Source organism: Sorangium sp. So ce726 (genome assembly GCF_051521405.1).
Taxonomy (GTDB): Bacteria; Myxococcota_A; Polyangia; order Polyangiales; family Polyangiaceae; genus Sorangium.
Map to the genome: position 1 here is coordinate 4,216,857 of NZ_CP150349.1, position 16,491 is coordinate 4,233,347.

Consider the following 16,491-nt stretch of genomic DNA (forward strand, 5'->3'; position numbering starts at 1 on the left):
GCGTTGACCGGCCCCGCGCCGCGGGCGCATGCTGGGGCCGGCTCTCTGATGATCTCCCGCGCCTCCCGCAGCGCCATCCCGTTCGTCCGCGCCGGCACCCGCGAGCCCATCGAGGCGCTCCGGCAGGCGGAGATCCGCGCGTCGAGCCGCTCGCTGCGCTGGACCGGCATGGTGGCCGAGCTCGGCGTGAACCCGTCCTGGGAGACAGACCACCTCGCCGTCGCCGGCCATTACATCGCCATCAACCTCGCGGATGCGCCGCTGCGCTTCGAGCGAAAGGGCCAGCGCGGCTTCGAGCGCGTGGAGATGCCGCCCGGCAGCCTCTGGCTCCAGCCCGCGGAGGTGCCTTTCTCCCATCGCGTCAGCGAGCCCACGATCTATGGAGCGCTCGTGCTCGACCCCGCGCGGCTCGCGCGGCTCGCAGGGGTGCGGGAGCTGCCGCTCGAGCCCTGCGTGGGGCTCGTGGACGCCCAGATCGAGCACGTGCTCCGCGCGCTCCTGGTCGAGGTCTCGCGCGGCGGCGCCACGGGCGCGCTCTTTGCGGACGCGATGCTCTCCGGGCTCGCGGCGCGCCTCGGCGCCCGCCATGCGGCCCGGGCGGAGCGGCCGGCTCGGGGCGGGCTCTCCCCTGCGACGCTGCGGCGCTTGCTCGACCACATCGAGGCGCACCTCGGCGACGATTTCGGGCTGGAGGCGCTCTCCGGCGTGGCCGGCCTGAGCCCCGCGCACATGGCGCGGGAGTTCAAGCGAGCGCTGGGGGAGCCGCCGCTCGCCTACGTGACGCGGCGGCGGCTCGATCGCGCCCGCGAGGCGCTGCTCGCCGGCGACCGCCCGATCGGGGAGCTGGCGCGCGCGCTCGGCTTCGCCGACCAGAGCCACCTGACACGGCTCTTCAAGCGGAGGTTCGGGATCACCCCGGGCGCGCTCGCCCGTGGCCGGTGATCGCCGCCCGGTGGCGCGAGGCGCTCGCGGGCCCCTCAGGGCAGCCGGATGCTGAGGTTGTCTATCCCGTCCGAAGGGCCGTCGAGGGGAGGGGAGCCGAGCGTCCATTTGCGGACCGGCGTGCCCGGCGGCAGGCCGACGTAGCTGTGGCGGTGGCGGGACCCGTTGAGGTGCGCCCGGTTGCCGGTGAAGGCGCTGAGCCCTGCGGGATCCTCGTTCTGGATGCCATAAAGCGTGTTCCTCGACAGCGTGTTTCCCTCGACCAGCGCGCGCGCACAGGCCCTCAGCCAGATCCCTTTGCCGTCGTTGTTCGCGGACTGGCAGCCGATGATCCTCGCGTCGCTCTGCCTCTCGAGCAGGAACCCCGCGCCCTTCTGGGGGTCGCCGCGCGACGGACCGTCGTCGACCGGGGGGGCCGGCGGCTGCACGAACAGGGGCGTGCGGTGGACCGTGTTGCCGTCGGCGATGCAGTCGACGAACGCGTTGCCCTCGCCGCCCACGAGGCCGCCCTGCGGATCCGCGAGCGGCGTCGAGGCGATGAAGCCGGCCGCGAGCCCGTCGTCCTCGGCGGTCCCGCTCGCGTTCCTGTTCCCCACGGCCACGCAGCGCCTCAGCACCACGTGGCGGGTCGAGTGGAGCGCGAAGCCGCCGGCGGGCGCGTTCGCGCTCGCGCCGTGGTTGCCGATCGCGCGGCAGCCCTCGAGCAGCCCGCGGTACACCGCCCTGCCGATGCGAAAGCCGAGCGCGGAGAAGTCCTTGACCGCATCGGCGGACGCGGCCGGGTTTGCGTTGTAGTTCCCGTCCGCCTCGCACTCGACCATCTCGAGGTTGTTCGTGGTCGAGATGTTGAACCCGCACGCGCGGTTCCCGGTGAGCGTGAAGTTCCGGTTCGCCCTGCAGCGCAGGAATTTGTAGTTCTCTCCCCACGCGAAGAAGCCGGCCGGCTCTCCGCCCGACGTGTTGTCGTGCGCCTCGCAGTCCTCCACGAGCACGTTGCGGCAGATGACGAAGTCGGCGCCGACGACGTTGAACTGGACGCCGCTCGGCTGGGCGCTGGTGTTCGCCGTGCGGTTGAACACGCACCCCTTGACCTGCACGTCGTCGCAGAACAGGACGAGCGCGCCCAGCGTCACGACGAAGTCGAGCCGGCTCGTGTTCTCCGAGCACACGCAGTTGATCATCCGGATGCCTTCCGCGAAGGCGATGTCGCCGGTCGCGTCCCGGGCGCCCATCACGAAGATCCCGCCGTTGCGGCACAGGAAGCCCGTGTCGATCACCCCGTCGCCGCCGCAGCGCCGGACCGACAGATCGAGCAGATCCAGCTGGCTGCACGCCCTGGCGGCGATCCCCACCCCCTGGATCCCGAGCACGCTGCCGTTCCTGATGACGAGCCGCGTCCTCCCCTCGGCGAACACGCCCACGTTCCCGGAGACGACCTCGCCCCGGCAAGGCCTCGCGCCCGGGTCGGGGGCGACGACGGGCGCCGGAGGGTCGATCTGCCGCAGCGTCCTGCCGCGCAGGTCGAGCGTGACGTCGTCGCTCGCGATCGTGATGGCCCGCGCGTTCGCGTCCTGCGCCACCCAGTCGACGTCTTCCACGAGCGTGTACACGCCGGGCGCCGTGATGACGAAGGGGACGCGGCGCTCCGGGTCCGGTCCGCCGTTGATGTCCTGCGCCGTGATCGGCGTCGCGGGGAGGCGCGCGCTGGCGCCGGGGAGCTCGCTCATGGTCCTCGGTCGGGAGTCTACGCCGTTCACCCCGCGCCACGCTGCGCTGGAGAGCGCGCGCCTCACTGGATCGGCACCGCGCGCAGCGACTCGGCGAGCTTCGCGTAGAGCGAGCTCCGCGGGTCGTCGCGCCGGTAGATGAGCCGGAAATCATCGCGCGCGAGGGGCGCGGACGGCAGGAGCCGCTTCAGCTTGCCGCCGCGGAGCTCGGCGGCGACCATGTGGCGCGGCAGCACGGCGACGCCCTCGCCGGCGAGCACCAGCGCCTTGATGGCGGCGCCGAGCCCCACCCAGCGGTGCCGCGCGAACGCGAAGCGGCCGACGCCGCCCGCCTGATCCGCGAGGTACCGGAACAGCGGCATGGTCGGGTCGATGTCGAGCAGGCAGTGCCGCGACGCGTGCTCCGGGCGGGCGAACGCCTCGCGCCGGAGCAGCTTGGGGGAGGCGACGAACGCATAGCGCTCCTCGTGCAGCGTCTCCGCCGCGAGGCTCGTGGCGCTCCAGCGGGCGCTGGTGACGACGCAATCGACGCTGCGGTCGTAGAGGCGCTTCAGCAGGTCGTCGGAGGCGCCGAAATAGAGGTGGAGCGTCAGCTCGGGGCGCCGCCGCGTCAGCGCGCCGAGCTGGGGGACGATCCACGACATCCCGAGCTCGAACCGCGTGCCGAGCGTCAGCTCGATCGGCGCGGGCGAGGGGCCCATCGCGCTGCGGAGGCAGTCCTCGGCGAGCGCAAGGCACTGGCGGGCGCGCGGCAGCAAGGCGAGCCCGCGCGGCGTCAGCTGCACCCGGCGCGTAGTGCGCACGAACAGCGGAGCGCCGACCTGCTCCTCGATCTGCCGGATGCGCTGGCCGAACGCGGCGGGGCTGAGCGCGACGGCGCGCGCTGCGGTCCGGAAGTTCAGCGTCCGCGCCGCGGCCTCGAAGCAGGCGAGGTTCTCCAAGGAAGGGAGCAGCATCGCGGCATTGTATCGTCCAGCGCAACAATCCCGGCCACGAAATACGGGATCGCGCCGGCCACGGCGCGCGGTCCACCTCGCGCCGCGGCCGGCGCGCGTGATCCGGAGGGCTCGGGTGGTCCGGACTCCGGGGCGCTACCGGGGATCCTCGACGGGCGTGGTCTCGAGCGGGACGGTGCCGCCGTTCGCGACCCATTTGAAGCCGTCGACGAGCGCTGTCGAGTCGAGCCTTTCGTCGCCGGTGTCGAAGATCATGAACCGGAGCTTGAGCTCCTCACCGCCGTTCACCGGGGCCCGCGTGCGCAGCCAGCCGGTCGCGCCGGCGTCGTTCCAGAGCCCGAAGCCGGTGCCATCGAGCTCGTCCGGCCCGAGCGGGCACCCCTCGCAGACCTCGAAGAAGCTGATGTTGACGCTGACGGGGTTGCCCACGCTATCGAACGACAGATTGCCGTTGAGCGACCCTGGCGGGGCCGGCGTCGCCAGCGCGAGGAACTGGTCGTTGAAGCTGTCGCAGACGAACTCGGGGTATTCGAAGGTGTAGAACTTGAACGCGAACTCGTAGCCTGTCGCGTTCGTCGGCGTGCGGAGGACGAGCTCGAGGGCGATGTCGTCGTTGATGTTCGCCGAGGGAGGGCACTCGGGGTTGTCTTGCGGGAAGCCGTGCGGCGCCTCGCCTGGCCCGTAGTTCTTGCAGCTGTCCGCGTTGCACGCGCCCGGCCAGCGGGCGATCCGGGCGCGGCCCGAGGACAGGACGAGCAGGCGGGTCCCGCCCTGCGGGTGCACGTTGGGGCCGAAGGAGTCGAGCACGCCCACCGCGGGCGAGGGCGCCGCGGGCGAGCCGTCGCCGCGCACATACGCCGCGCTCAGCACGCCCCACTTCCTGTCGCCGGGCGACGCCTTGGCGCAGAGGTCGATCGCCTGGGCCCCGTGGATGGCGTCGAAGTCGGCGGGAGCGATGTTCCTGTCGCAGGCCGGCGGCGCGTTGTCGATCACGCCATCGCAGTCCTCGTCGGCCGGCTCGGGCACCGCGCCGCTCTGGTCAGGCTCCGTGATCACGACCTCGACGGCGCCTGGGTTGACGTTCGTGTCGCCGTCGTTGCAGTCGCCGTCCTCGATGGTGAACCCGTCGCCGTCCTCGTCCGGCGACGGGCCCTCCTCCGCCGGCGCGCCGCCGCCGAAATCAGCCCAGGAGCCCGTCGACTCTACCCGTCCACCGGCGCCCGCCTCCGCCGTCGTGGCGCTGGTCGCGCCACCGCCGCCGCCCTCGCCAGGCGCCTGCTGGTCGCGCGCCGTCGCGGAGCACGCGCCCGAGGCCCAGAGCGCCGCCCCGACGCTCGCGCAGAGACCCAAGTAGACGAAGCGCCCGCCTCTCATGGTGCATCCACCTCGATGGTTGGTCCGGACCGCCGGAGCGCCCTGTTCCCGGCGACCCGCGGCAACATGCGAGCACATCACGGCCTGGGCTCGCTGTCTGCTGTGCGCTGCCGTGGCGGCGCGGGGTCGTCGGGCGGCGCGCCTCGCTCCCGTTCTCCTCGCTTCAGGAGCTGCGCGGCCCACAACGAGAGCGCGAGCAGCCCGACGGCCAGCGCGCCCCCGATCGGCGCGCGGTGCCGCTCGGTGAACGGAAGGTCGCGCGCGACCGGGGCGGCGCCGAGCTCCGGGTTTGCTGCTGCGGCGCCGAGCCTCGCGGCGGGGGGACGCTCGCGCACGGTGTGGTCGAGGAGGTCAGCCAGATCGTAGCTCGGGCGCTTGCCGAGCGCGTCGCCGACGTAGAGCCGGTGCGGGCCCGGCTGCGCGGCGCGGAACACGACCTCGCGCGCCCGCACCTCGCCTTGCGCGCCCGAGAGGGAGAGCGGCGCCGAGTCGCCGTCGTGGATCGTGAGCCGGAGGAAGCGCTTCCGGGTGGGGTTCAGCGGGATCCGCGTCGACGCGAGCGAGGGCCCTGACTCACCGTGCGGACGGATGCGATGGATCATGCCGCTCCCCACGGCCGGCCAGACCGCGCGGTACGTGGTCGAGGCGACGTCGACGCGGCGGCTGAACTCCGGCGTGGCGACGTCGAGGAGGACGGCCTCCAGCGGCGCGCCGTCGGCGCCGGCGTCGAGCGTGACGAGCGTCGTCTTCGCCTCGGTGTCCCGCTGCGTCTCGACGATCGCGAGCGGCAGCAGCGCGGGGGACTCGGTGGGGGCCTGCGGCTCGCACGAGACGGCGCCGCCCGTGATCCGGACGTCCGCTGCCGCGTCGCGCGCCGGGGCGCCCTCGGGGACAAGGCGGATCCGGACCAGCGCGGCGCGCGAGAGGGGATAGCGGACCGACAGGTGCTCGACCGTCTCCGAGCCCTGGGGGATGCGGTACACGTAGGCGCCGCGCGCGACCTCGCTGAGCGCCCTCGGATCCGCGCCGGTCTCGACCCGCGCCTCGCGGAGGAAGCTGCCGCCGGTGACGCTGAGCTCGACGCGGCAGTGGCGCGTGCCGGGCGCGTCGAGCGCCCAGGTCGCGTGCGCCACGCCGGCGGCGTCGACGCCCGGATCGAGCATCGTGGCCGCGATCCGCCCGGAGGCGTGCGCGGCGCCTGGCTCGCGGATCACGTAGGGCACCTCGGCGCCGTCGGGGCCGGCGATGCGGACGTCGGCGAGCAGCTCTTCTGCGCGGCTCTCGCGGTAGAGGTCGAGATCGACGTCGACGCGGTGGTCGCCGGCGGCGTCCACGCCCTCGATGGGCCGGACGAGCGCGTACTTCTCGGTCGGGAGCGCCGCGGCGGTCTGCGCCTCGGCGGGCCGCGCGAGGCTCATCGCCGCGAGCAGCGCGAGCGGCCCGGCCGCGCCCCGCGATCCGGCGCGCAGGAGCGTCACGAGGCGCCGGCCGAACCGCGCGTAGAGGAACCCTCCGCCGACGAGCAGCGCACCGACGCCCGTGAAGAGGGCGATCTGGTAGATGCGCTCGACGTGCCAGACGTCCCACGTCACGAGCTTCGCGATGGTGACCGCGAACAGGGAGAGCCCGGCGTAACGATGGAAGGCGTCGCGCGCCGCGAACCCCGCGGTGAGCAGCGCGATCGCCGCGAGGGCGAGCACGAGCGTCGTCGCCATCGCGAGGCTGCCTTGCTGGCCCTCGAGCGCGGCGCGGTGCTGCACGGTGAGCTCGGCGAACTCGGCCGCGTCGAGCGGGGCAGGGGGGGCGGCGGGGAGCGCGGTGATCGCGCTCCGCACCTCGAGGACGACGGTCGTGATGAGCAGGGCATACCCTGCGCCCAGCGCCGCGACCGCGGCGCCGCGCAGCTCGGCGCGCGCGGCGTCCGGGGGGCGGGCGAACGCCCCGCGCGACAGCAGCCGCCCCGCGGCGAGCAGGGCGGCGCTCACGCCCGCGAACGCATAGGTCCTCGCGTTGAGCAGGACGGGAACCGCCATGGTCCCGTCGCGGCCGTGCGTCGCGAACCAGGTCGTCACGAGCGCCTCGGCCTCGGCCCGATCGACGACGAGCGCCCGCGTGAGGGCGGCGGCGAACAGCAGCAGGGTGATGGCGAGCCAGGCGCGCTCGCCGGTGCGCGCCGCGATCGCGGCCGCCACGGCCGCGAGGATGCTCCAGACCACGGTGACCGTCGCGCCGCCGAGCCCGAACGCGACGGCCGCGGCGAACAGGGCGAGCGACTGTCCGAGGAGCAGGGCGATGCGATCGGCGGGGGGCGCGGCGCCGGCGCGGGTCACGCCGGCGCGGAGGAGCGCGGCGCCGAGCGCCAGGTCCAGGGCGCCGGCGCCCGCGGTGAGCAGCGCGCGGAGCGTCGGCGTGTCCTCAGGCGTGGCGCCGAGCGCAGCCGCGACGAACCCGAGCGTCGCCACGCACGCGGCGAGCGCGTCGGACCACGAGAGCGCCGGCGCGCCGGGCTCGCGCGGGCGCCGCGCCGAGGCGCCTGCGGCGCCGAGGAACACCAGCATGACGAGCGCTGACGCGCCGAGGAAGCTTACGTTGACGGCATTGACGGCGTCGGCGGCGTCGACGGCCGCCGAGGCGCCCGCGTCCGCCGGCGCGAGCGCGAAATGCGCCGCCGCCGCGAGCGCGCCCGCCGAGACGATCGCCGCGGCGAGGAGCAGGGCGGGGAGCGCGGCGCGCGCGGCCGTCCACGCCGCGAGCGCGGCCGCGCTCGCGAGCGCGAGCGCGAAGAGCGCCGCATCGGCCTCGATCAGCAGCATGCCCGCCGTGCAGGCGAAGAGCGCCGCGCCGGCGGAGCACGCGACGGCGGTCTTCCGATCGAGCGAACGCGTGAGCCCGGCGCCGCGGAGCCACCCCGCGAGGTAGACGAGCGTCCAGGCCGCGACCAGCGCGACGAGCGTCGTCCGGTGAGCGGCTGGCGCGTCCGCAAACGTCGTGGCGAAGGCGAGGAAGGCGGCGCCCATCGGCGCCAGCAGCCAGCTGCTCTCGTCGGGCGCGCGCAGGACGACCAGCGCCGCGAGCGCGAGCGTGATCGCGCTGGCTGTCAGCGCGCGCGGCGCGTCGAAGAGCAGCGCGGCCGCGCCCGCGTGCGCGAGCACGAGCGCGGCGACGCCGGTCGCCGTGGCGTCCGCGCGCGCCGCGACGCGGAGGACGCCGGTCGCTGCCGCGCCGGTCGGCGCGGCGCTTCGGTCGGGGCTCGGGGCGGGCGCGCGGCGCAGCCACAGCGCGCGCAGGATGCCCTGCGCCGCGGCGAGCGCGACGAACGCGAGGGGCGCCGCGCGCGCCGCGAGCGGGAAGTAGGGCCCCGGGAGCGCCTGCGCGGGCGAGTCGAGCCAGGGCGCCACGTCCGGGTCTCCGCCGGCCGGGGGGGCGCTGGCGTCGAAGTGCGTGGCGTACCAGCCCCAGAACAGCGCCGTGTGGCCTGCGAGCGCGAGCCACGGCGCGACGCGGAAGCCGAGCCTCGCTGCGACGGCGTGGGCGACGCTCGTCATGAGCAGGAGGTAGCCGAACAGGACGAGCGGCCGGTCCTGCCCCGTCGACAGCACGACGGGGTTGAGGAAGCCGGCGACGAGGCTGAGGATCAGGATGGCCTCGCCGCGGTGGCGGAGCGCGAGGCCGGCGCCGAGCAGGAGGAGCACCGTGTCCGCCGCGAAGGCGGCGGGGATCGGGACGAGCTCGTACAGCGCGGCGCTCGCCCACACCGACGCGATCAGGACCGAGAGGCCGAGGCCGATGAGCGTGTGGACGAAGCGACGCTGCGCGCGCCCGCGGAGCACCTCGGCGATCGCGAGGAGCGCAGCGCCGATCGCGGCGCCGATCGCGACGCGACCGAACGGCCCGATCCAGGCGTTGTCCGAGGCGTACTTGAAGAAGAAAAGCGCGCCGAGCAAGAAGGTGGCCGCGCCTGCGCGGGTGAGCCAGGTGAGGCCGAGCCGCTCCTCGATGGAGGGTCGCTCCGGGGCGTCGCGGTGCGCGGGCGAGCTGGCGCCGAACGCGCTTGCGTCGAGCGTCGCCGCGGGGCGAGGCGTCGGAAGAGCGGCGGGGCCCGGGAACGCGGCCGCTGGGGGCGCCGCGGCCTCCGCGGCAGCGAACGCCGTGGACGCGACCGCTGGGGGCGCGGTGGCTGTCGGATGCGCGATCTCAGGAGGAGCGCCGGCGGTTGCCGCGTCGAGCGCGGGTGGCGCGCCGGCGGTTGCCGCGTCGAGCGCGGGCGGCGCGCCGGCGGTTGCCGCGTCGAGCGCGGGCGGCGCGCCGGCGGTTGCCGCATCGAGCGCGGGCGGCGCGCTGGCGGTTGCCGCGTCGAGCGCGGGCTGCGCCGCCGCTGGGGGCGGGATCGTGCCCTGGGCAATCCGCTCTTGTTCCAGGCCGTGTGTGTTTCGCGGGGTCTCCGCCGCCGCGGTGAGCGCTGCGCGGCCGCGCTGCCCGGAGAGCTCGGCCACCCGGTGCTCCAGCGCGTGGATCCGCAGCAGCAGGTCCTCGTTGCGCCGGTTGGCCCGGACGGCGAACACGAAGGCGACGAGCGGGGCAACCAGGAGATAGGCGACGAGCGCGAGCCCGAAGAAGACGACGATTCCTGCCCCCATGCATGCTTCGTAGCATGGGGTGCGCATCGCAGGCGCCGCCCGTCCGCGCGATGATGCCTGTGCTGTTCACGCTGCTCGCGCTGACGGCCCCATCGGAAGGCGAGGACCTTTCGGCGCGCGCTGGGATTCGGGTAAGGTGCATCCGCATGAGGAACACACGCCTGCCTGATCGCCGCGCGTCGGGCGCCTGCTATCTTCCCCGTGTTCCCGGACGGCGGCGTTGCTCGGGGGGGGAGCGCGGCCATTCGGGAACAGTTCTTCTGTCCTCTCGACCTTCTGCGCCGGAGACCTCGCGATGGTGAAGCACCCGACGGTCTCTGCATGGCAGCGGGATCACGAGGAAGGTGGTTATACGGCCGAGTTGCACGGCTGGACCTTGCGGGTCCGCTGGATACCCGAGCGCCCGGGTGAGCTCCGCGGCTTCGTGTGGGAGGCCGTCGATCCCTCGGGGAACAAGGTCACCTCGCGCGAGATCCACGAGGAGATCGAGGTGGCGATGGCGTACGCCGAGGAGCGCGCGGCCCCCGATCCGAAGAAGCACGAGGGGAAGACCGTCGATTGAGCCGCGCGCCGCGCGCCGCGCGGCGGCGCCGGGCTCAGCCCGCCTTGTCCGCGGGCGCCGCCTTGCGGCTCCGCCTGGCCCCGTAGTTCCGGATCACGATCTCCCCCACGCGGCCTCTGGCATCGCTCTTCGCGTTGATGCTCCGGAGCGCCGCGACGCGGTCGATCTTGAACCGCTTGTAGAGCGGCGGGATCTCCGGAACATCGGAGTTCGAGAGCATCACCTGGACGCCTCGCCCGTCGAGCTCCGCGAAGAGGGCAGCGAGGCGCTCCTGGTCGCGGAAGCCGAAGCCGCCCGCGCTGTAGGACGTGAAGTTCGCGGTCGACGAGACCGGCGAGTACGGCGGGTCCAGGTACACGAAATCGCCTTCTTTGGCGTGGTCGAGCACGCGCTCGAAGTCGCGGACCTCGAGCTCGACGCCCTGCAGCGCCGCCGAGCAGGCCCGCAGCTGGGGCGGGTTGCAGATGGACGGGTTGACGTAGCGGCCGAAAGGCACGTTGAAGCGGCCGGCGCTGTTGACCCGGTAGAGCCCGTTGAACCCCGTCTTGTTCAGGAAGATCGTCCGCGCCGCGCGCTCGGGCAGCGTGAGCGAGGCGGGATCGACGTCGCGAACCTTGTAGTAGTGGGCCTCCTCGTAGGCGTGGCCGCCCAGCGCGGCGATCACCTCCTCGACCCTATCGCGCACTGCCCGGTAGCAGTCGATGAGCTCCGCGTTGACGTCCGTCAGCGCCGCGCTCTTCGGCTGCAAGCAGAAGAAGAGCGCGGCCCCCCCCGTGAAGGGCTCGAAGTAGCGCCCGTAGGACGCGGGGAGCAGCGGCTGGAACTGTCGGAGCAGCTGGCCCTTGCCGCCCGCCCATTTGAGGAACGGGCGTGGCGTCACGGGCGCGTCGTCGTCGGCTTCGGTGACAAGGGCGGTGGTCATCGCGCAATACTGGACGCCAACCTACCAGGGCGCGCGATCGTCCTCAACCGCCGAAGGCCACCGCGAGCGACCATCCTGGTCCGACGCGCCTCGCCGGTCCGCCCCCGACGCGCGGGTGCCCGGGGCCATGCGTCTCTCCAGGCTAGGTCGTTCTATGTCCACGCCCCGGCCCCGTCGGGCCGCGAGGTGCCTTGTGGGCAACGGTGGATGTTGGTCTGATTCATTAGTGATTCCGATTGCTTGTAAGCACGCGTGAGCGCGCGTGTCCCGGCTGGAGCGCTGCCCGGATCATGGCATGTCGCCGCTTGCGCGATCGCCGAGCAGGGATAAGTTGAAGTCTCGACACGCGGGCTGAACAGCCGCTGGTGGAGCGGAGTTCTCCCGCATTCGCGCACCGCCGCGTCAGGCCATCTCGCCGGTGGACCTGCGCGGCGCGGCAGGGGCTCGCTCGGGCGCTGGGCGCGGGCGTCCCGCGCCGGGTGGCGGCTCCTCGACGGGCCGCCATGCGTGGAAGCCGCCGTTGCTTCTCGACAGGAGGGATGCCGCCATGATGCTTGCCTTCGACCTCGATCGCGACGACGCCCCGCAGCAGCGCGGCCCCGGTCCGGCGGACGGACCGGGTTGTTTCGGTGAAGCTGCGGACTACCGTGCTCAGCGGATCCTGTACGCCGCCCGCGACTGGATCGGCGAGCAGGACGGCATCACCACCGACGGTCGCTCGCTGATCCTGCTGCACGCCCAGCGGACGCCGCCGGAGCGGCGCGAGGCGCTCGTGCGCTGCTTCGAGCGCGTCATCCTGCACGCCCCCCGGCCGGAGCTCGCCGCGCTCTCCGCGTCGCTGCGCCAGGCGGGGCTCTCCGTGGACGAGGACCTCTCGATCATGGGCGCCCCGGCTGGCGAGGTGCGCGCCGCCGTGCAGGGGCTCAGCCGGTTTCGCACGTTCCCGCCGGGCCTGCGCCTGTCCAGGGTGTCGCCGGACGACGACGACGCTTCGATCCGCGCGATCCAGGAGCTTCAGGCCGAGGGCGGCCACGCGCCGCTCCCGGGGTGGTACCTGCGCGGCGGCGAGGGGCGCTCCTTGACGCTCGCGCTGCGCGACGCCGCGGGGGCGCTGATCGGCTGCACCACCCTGTGCGTCGTGACGCGGCCGCAGCCTGCCGAGATCGGCGGGCGCGAGGCGCTCGCCCAGCTCGGGCTGCTGGGCGCCCCGCCGCTCTGGATCTCCGACGTGGGCGAGGCGCCCTCGTGGACGGCCATGCCGATCTGCACCTGTCTGCGCGAGGACCACCGCGGACGGGGGCTCGGGGCCCCCCTCCAGGCGGCGGCGCTCCGGGAAGGGCACGATCGCTTCGGGATCCGGTGGTTCTACGCGCTCGTCAGGGCCGGCGACGAGATCGCCAAGCGCATGAACGCGCGCTGCGGGCTCGCCCCGCACCGCGCCGAAGGGTTCCTCGTCGCGTCGGCGGTGCCCTCCGAGAAGCCCCGACGGCCGGCGGACGGGCGCCGCGGCTCAGGCTGACAGCACGGGCGCGAGGAGAGAGCGCCGGCGTCCTAGCCGAGGAGCCACGGCGCCGGCACCTCGCCCGCGAGGCGCCGGCGGATCGTGTCGAGCGCGCGCTCGAAGTAGCCGTCGCGCGCGACCACGAACTCGTCGAGCCGCACGTCGCGCGGCTCGACCTTCACGGCGCCCGCGGCGTCCGGCGGTCGTCGCACGAGGCCGCTCGCGCGGGGCACCTCGCCTCGGACGAGGCGCAGCGCCGCGCCGAGCGGGAGCGACAGCAGCGCGGTCACCTCGTGCGGATCGGGACGCAGCTCCTCGAGCGCGCGGCGGGTCGTCGCGAGCAGCACGTCCTGCAGCTCGCGATCGACGATGCCCCGCGCGTGATCGTCCTGGCTGCGGCGCGTGCCGAGCCGGACCACGTCGCGCGGCGAGAGCGGCAGGCCGATCTCCTCCTCCGCCTCGCGCAGCGCCCCCGCGAGATCCTCTCCGGCGCGGTAGTGCCCCGACACGGCGACCTCGAGCGCGCCGGGCCAGGTGTCCTTGTCGGGGCTGCGCTGCTGGAAGAGCACCCAGGGCTCCGCGGCGCTCTGGCGGCTGTCCGGCTCCAGGCCATCGGGCCCCCGCTCGAGGAGCACCCACACGTGAACGCTCCGGTGCCAGTCGCCGTCGCGGTGGACGAGCCTGCGCGCCTTGCGCACGCCGAGCGGCCGGCCGCCGTCATCGAGGATGTCGAAGAGCTCCTCTCCGTCCTGCGCCGCCATGCGCCAGAGGGTAGCGCAACGTGAACGGAGCAAGACGTCTTGGCTGCTCTACGTGCTCGCTCGTCAGATGACGCTGTGCTTCGCGTCGTGCTCGAGGCACGACATCAAGCGGAAGCAGCAGGAAACGAGGCGAGGGGGGTGAAAGTGGCGATCCCAGCGGGAATCGAACCCGCGTTACCGGCGTGAGAGGCCGATGTCCTAACCGCTAGACGATGGGACCTGGTTCTGTGGAGAAGACCGACAGCAGAGCTGAGCGGCCTGGCTGGGGGACAAGGATTCGAACCTTGATAGCAAGAGCCAGAATCTTGCGTCCTGCCGTTAGACGATCCCCCAAGGGGTCAGCGCCGTGTTCATCAGCGCCACGGGCCGCGGAATCTACTCGGGCTGCCTGTATTGTCAAGCGATCAGAATCGGACCCGCCGAAGAAAAATGCTCACCGCCAAAAATCGCCCAACTTTCGCATGTTTCGCGCGCTTCGCGGGTTGAGCAAGGCCCCCCCTTGCTCAGCGTCTCGCGCAACCCGCTCCGTCCTCGTTGCATGCCGTCCGTTGTCAGTCGCTCGCCGCGTTGCTGTCGTCACGCTGTCGCCATGATCCGTCCAGATTGTTTGCGTGCCGTCGGAGAGGGGCTCGTCCCTGGACGAGCATCCCGACGTCGCGACCGCGCCCCTCGCCGTCGCTTCTCCAGGCATCTCGGCTTCGCCGCTCGGGACTTTCGGCCCCGGAAAAGTCGCAGCTCCCTGCTGCGCGCCCTTGACGCGCCGGGTGACTGATTTACTTTCGGCCGCGGTTTAGCCACCGGCCTAGGAGAGTGCCAAGACACTGCGATCTCAGGCACTTGGCTCTCGTCGTGCGGGCGGAATGCCCCAGCGGGGGGGCGAACTGGACCTCCGGCGAGCCGATGGTCAGTCAACAAGGCGAGGACGAGGGAGCCAGCATGAAAATCAGGCCGCTGCAGGATCGGATTGTCGTCAAGCGCGTCGAGAGCGAGACGAAGACCAAGGGGGGCATCATCATCCCCGACGCCGCGAAGGAGAAGCCGATCGAGGGGCGCGTCGTCGCGGTGGGCAACGGCAAGGTCCTGAAGGACGGCAAGGTTCGCCCGCTCGAGGTGAAGGTCGGGGACAAGGTGCTGTTCGGCAAGTACAGCGGCACCGAGGTGAAGCTCGACGGCGAGGAGCACGTGCTCATCCGCGAGGACGACGTGCTCGCCGTGACCGAGTCCGCCGCGACGTGAACCAAGTCTGAGGCAACCGAACGCAAGCGTTAGTACACGCGGCCGCGCGGCCGCGAGGGGATTGAGAAATGGCTGCGAAGCAGATCGTTTTTAGCCGTGGCGCCCGCGCCGCGATCCTGAAGGGCGTGAACACGCTCGCCGATGCGGTCAAGGTGACCCTCGGGCCGAAGGGGCGGAACGTCGTCATCGAGAAGAGCTGGGGCTCCCCGGTCGTGACGAAGGACGGCGTCACGGTCGCCAAGGAGATCGAGCTCGCCGGCAAGCTCGAGAACATGGGCGCCCAGATGGTGCGCGAGGTCGCCTCGAAGACCAGCGACAAGGCCGGCGACGGCACGACGACGGCGACGGTGCTGGCCCAGGCGATCTTCGGCGAGGGCCTCAAGCTCGTCGAGGCTGGCCACAACCCGATGGATCTGAAGCGCGGCATCGACGCGGCTGTCGTCAAGGTCATCGAGGCCGTGCAGAAGGCGGCCAAGCCGACCAAGGACAAGGACCAGATCGCCCAGGTCGCCACGGTCAGCGCCAACGGCGACAAGGAGATCGGCCAGATCCTCGCCGACGCCATGGAGAAGGTCGGCAAGGAGGGCGTGATCACGGTCGAGGAGAACAAGCGCATGACGACGGAGCTCGAGACCGTCGACGGCATGCAGTTCGACCGCGGCTACCTCTCGCCCTACTTCGTGACCGACCCCGAGAAGATGACCGCGGTGCTCACGAACCCGCTCATCCTCGTGCACGAGAAGAAGATCTCGGCCATGGCCGACCTCCTGCCGCTGCTCGAGCAGGTGGTGAAGCAGGGGCGCGAGCTGCTCATCCTCTCGGAGGACATCGAGGGTGAGGCGCTCGCCACGCTCGTCGTGAACAAGCTGCGCGGCACGATCAAGGTCGCCGCCGTGAAGGCGCCCGGCTTCGGCGATCGCCGCAAGGACATGCTGAAGGACATCGCCACCCTCACGGGCGCGACGGCGTTCATGGAGGACCTCGGCCAGAAGCTCGAGAGCGCCACGGTGCGCGACCTCGGGACCGCCAAGCGGGTCGAGATCGACAAGGACAACACGGTCATCGTCGACGGCCAAGGCGAGAAGGTCGGCATCAAGGCCCGCATCGAGACGATCCGCAAGCAGATCGCGGACACGGCGAGCGACTACGATCGCGAGAAGCTCCAGGAGCGGCTCGCGAAGCTCGCCGGCGGCGTCGCGGTGGTGAAGGTCGGCGCCGCGACCGAGACCGAGATGAAGGAGAAGAAGGCGCGCGTCGAGGACGCGCTGCACGCGACCCGCGCGGCCGTCGAGGAAGGCATCGTGGTCGGCGGCGGCGTGGCCCTCTTCCGCGCGGCCGCCTCGCTGGAGTCGCTCAAGTTCAACGACGAGCGCGACGCCGGCGTGCGGCTCGTGCGCCGCGCCGTGGAGGCGCCGCTCCGCCAGATCGCCCAGAACGCGGGGGTCGACGGGACGGTGGTCGCGGAGAAGGTCCGGTCGGGCGCGCCGACGTTCGGCTACAACGCCGCGACCGACGCGTACGAGGACCTGCTCACCGGCGGCGTCATCGACCCGGCCAAGGTCGTGCGGCACGCGCTCACCAACGCGGCCAGCGTCGCCGGGCTGATGCTCACGACCGAGGCCCTCGTCGCCGAGAAGCCCAAGAAGGAGAAGGCCGCGGCCGGCGGGGCTCCCGGCGGCATGGGCGGCATGGGGGGTATGGGCGGCATGGGCGGCATGGGCGGCATGGGCGACTTCGACATGGGTTGATCGCCTGTCCGCGCCGCTCTCGGGCTGCCGCCGCCTCCGCGCGGCGCCGGCCCGCTGAGCGCGCTGCGCCCGACGAAGCGGGCCGAGGGGTCCTCCAAAGCATGCTGGCTTGGGGGGCCCTTCGC

Annotated in this window: 11 protein-coding genes and 2 tRNA genes; 5 read left to right on the forward strand and 8 right to left on the reverse strand. The window is 72.8% G+C overall.

From position 1 onward, the window contains the following. Window positions 1-48: 48 nt before the first annotated feature. Window positions 49-942 (forward strand): helix-turn-helix domain-containing protein, encoded by an 894-nt coding sequence (locus tag WME79_RS15815; protein ID WP_437536094.1) that lies wholly within the window; start codon window positions 49-51, stop codon window positions 940-942. A gap of 35 nt (window positions 943-977) precedes the next feature. Here WME79_RS15815 and WME79_RS15820 read toward each other — a convergent pair whose 3' ends face one another. The 4 genes from WME79_RS15820 to WME79_RS15835 form a co-directional block, all read right to left on the reverse strand. Beyond that, window positions 978-2,669, reverse strand: coding sequence for a right-handed parallel beta-helix repeat-containing protein (locus WME79_RS15820; RefSeq protein ID WP_437536096.1), 1,692 nt, complete (start codon window positions 2,667-2,669; stop codon window positions 978-980). A 62-nt stretch (window positions 2,670-2,731) separates the two neighbouring features. Further along, window positions 2,732-3,625 carry a LysR family transcriptional regulator gene (locus WME79_RS15825; RefSeq protein WP_437536099.1) on the reverse strand — a complete coding sequence of 298 codons (894 nt, stop codon included), beginning with the start codon at window positions 3,623-3,625 and terminating at the stop codon, window positions 2,732-2,734. Between the two features lie 135 nt (window positions 3,626-3,760). Further along, a complete protein-coding gene (locus WME79_RS15830) occupies window positions 3,761-4,999 on the reverse strand; it encodes a choice-of-anchor L domain-containing protein (RefSeq protein ID WP_437536102.1) in 1,239 nt (412 codons plus the stop codon). 77 nt (window positions 5,000-5,076) lie between these two features. Then, on the reverse strand, window positions 5,077-9,636 hold the full coding sequence (locus WME79_RS15835; RefSeq protein ID WP_437536105.1) for a DUF2339 domain-containing protein: 4,560 nt from the start codon (window positions 9,634-9,636) through the stop codon (window positions 5,077-5,079). A gap of 295 nt (window positions 9,637-9,931) precedes the next feature. Here WME79_RS15835 and WME79_RS15840 point away from each other — a divergent pair, with 295 nt between their 5' ends. After that, on the forward strand, window positions 9,932-10,198 hold the full coding sequence (locus tag WME79_RS15840; RefSeq protein WP_437536108.1) for a hypothetical protein: 267 nt from the start codon (window positions 9,932-9,934) through the stop codon (window positions 10,196-10,198). A 34-nt stretch (window positions 10,199-10,232) separates the two neighbouring features. Here WME79_RS15840 and WME79_RS15845 read toward each other — a convergent pair whose 3' ends face one another. Then, the gene (locus WME79_RS15845; RefSeq protein ID WP_437536111.1) at window positions 10,233-11,120 is read right to left on the reverse strand and encodes a DNA adenine methylase; all 888 of its coding nucleotides are present in this window, start codon (window positions 11,118-11,120) and stop codon (window positions 10,233-10,235) included. 547 nt (window positions 11,121-11,667) lie between these two features. On the opposite strand from WME79_RS15845, the gene WME79_RS15850 reads away from it, so the two are divergent. After that, the gene (locus WME79_RS15850; RefSeq protein WP_437536114.1) at window positions 11,668-12,639 is read left to right on the forward strand and encodes a hypothetical protein; all 972 of its coding nucleotides are present in this window, start codon (window positions 11,668-11,670) and stop codon (window positions 12,637-12,639) included. 32 nt (window positions 12,640-12,671) lie between these two features. On the opposite strand, the gene WME79_RS15855 is transcribed toward WME79_RS15850, so the two are convergent. The 3 genes from WME79_RS15855 to WME79_RS15865 form a co-directional block, all read right to left on the reverse strand. Further along, window positions 12,672-13,382, reverse strand: coding sequence for an NUDIX hydrolase (locus tag WME79_RS15855; protein ID WP_437536117.1), 711 nt, complete (start codon window positions 13,380-13,382; stop codon window positions 12,672-12,674). A 145-nt stretch (window positions 13,383-13,527) separates the two neighbouring features. Continuing rightward, window positions 13,528-13,602 (reverse strand) — tRNA-Glu (locus WME79_RS15860). Window positions 13,603-13,641: 39 nt separating this feature from the next. Continuing rightward, window positions 13,642-13,715: transfer RNA gene (locus tag WME79_RS15865), tRNA-Gln, on the reverse strand. A 603-nt stretch (window positions 13,716-14,318) separates the two neighbouring features. Here WME79_RS15865 and groES point away from each other — a divergent pair. Further along, window positions 14,319-14,618 (forward strand): co-chaperone GroES, encoded by a 300-nt coding sequence (gene groES / locus WME79_RS15870; protein WP_437536120.1) that lies wholly within the window; start codon window positions 14,319-14,321, stop codon window positions 14,616-14,618. A gap of 68 nt (window positions 14,619-14,686) precedes the next feature. Beyond that, complete coding sequence (gene groL / locus WME79_RS15875) at window positions 14,687-16,366, forward strand: chaperonin GroEL (protein WP_437536123.1); 1,680 nt, start codon at window positions 14,687-14,689, stop codon at window positions 16,364-16,366. Window positions 16,367-16,491 lie beyond the last annotated feature (125 nt).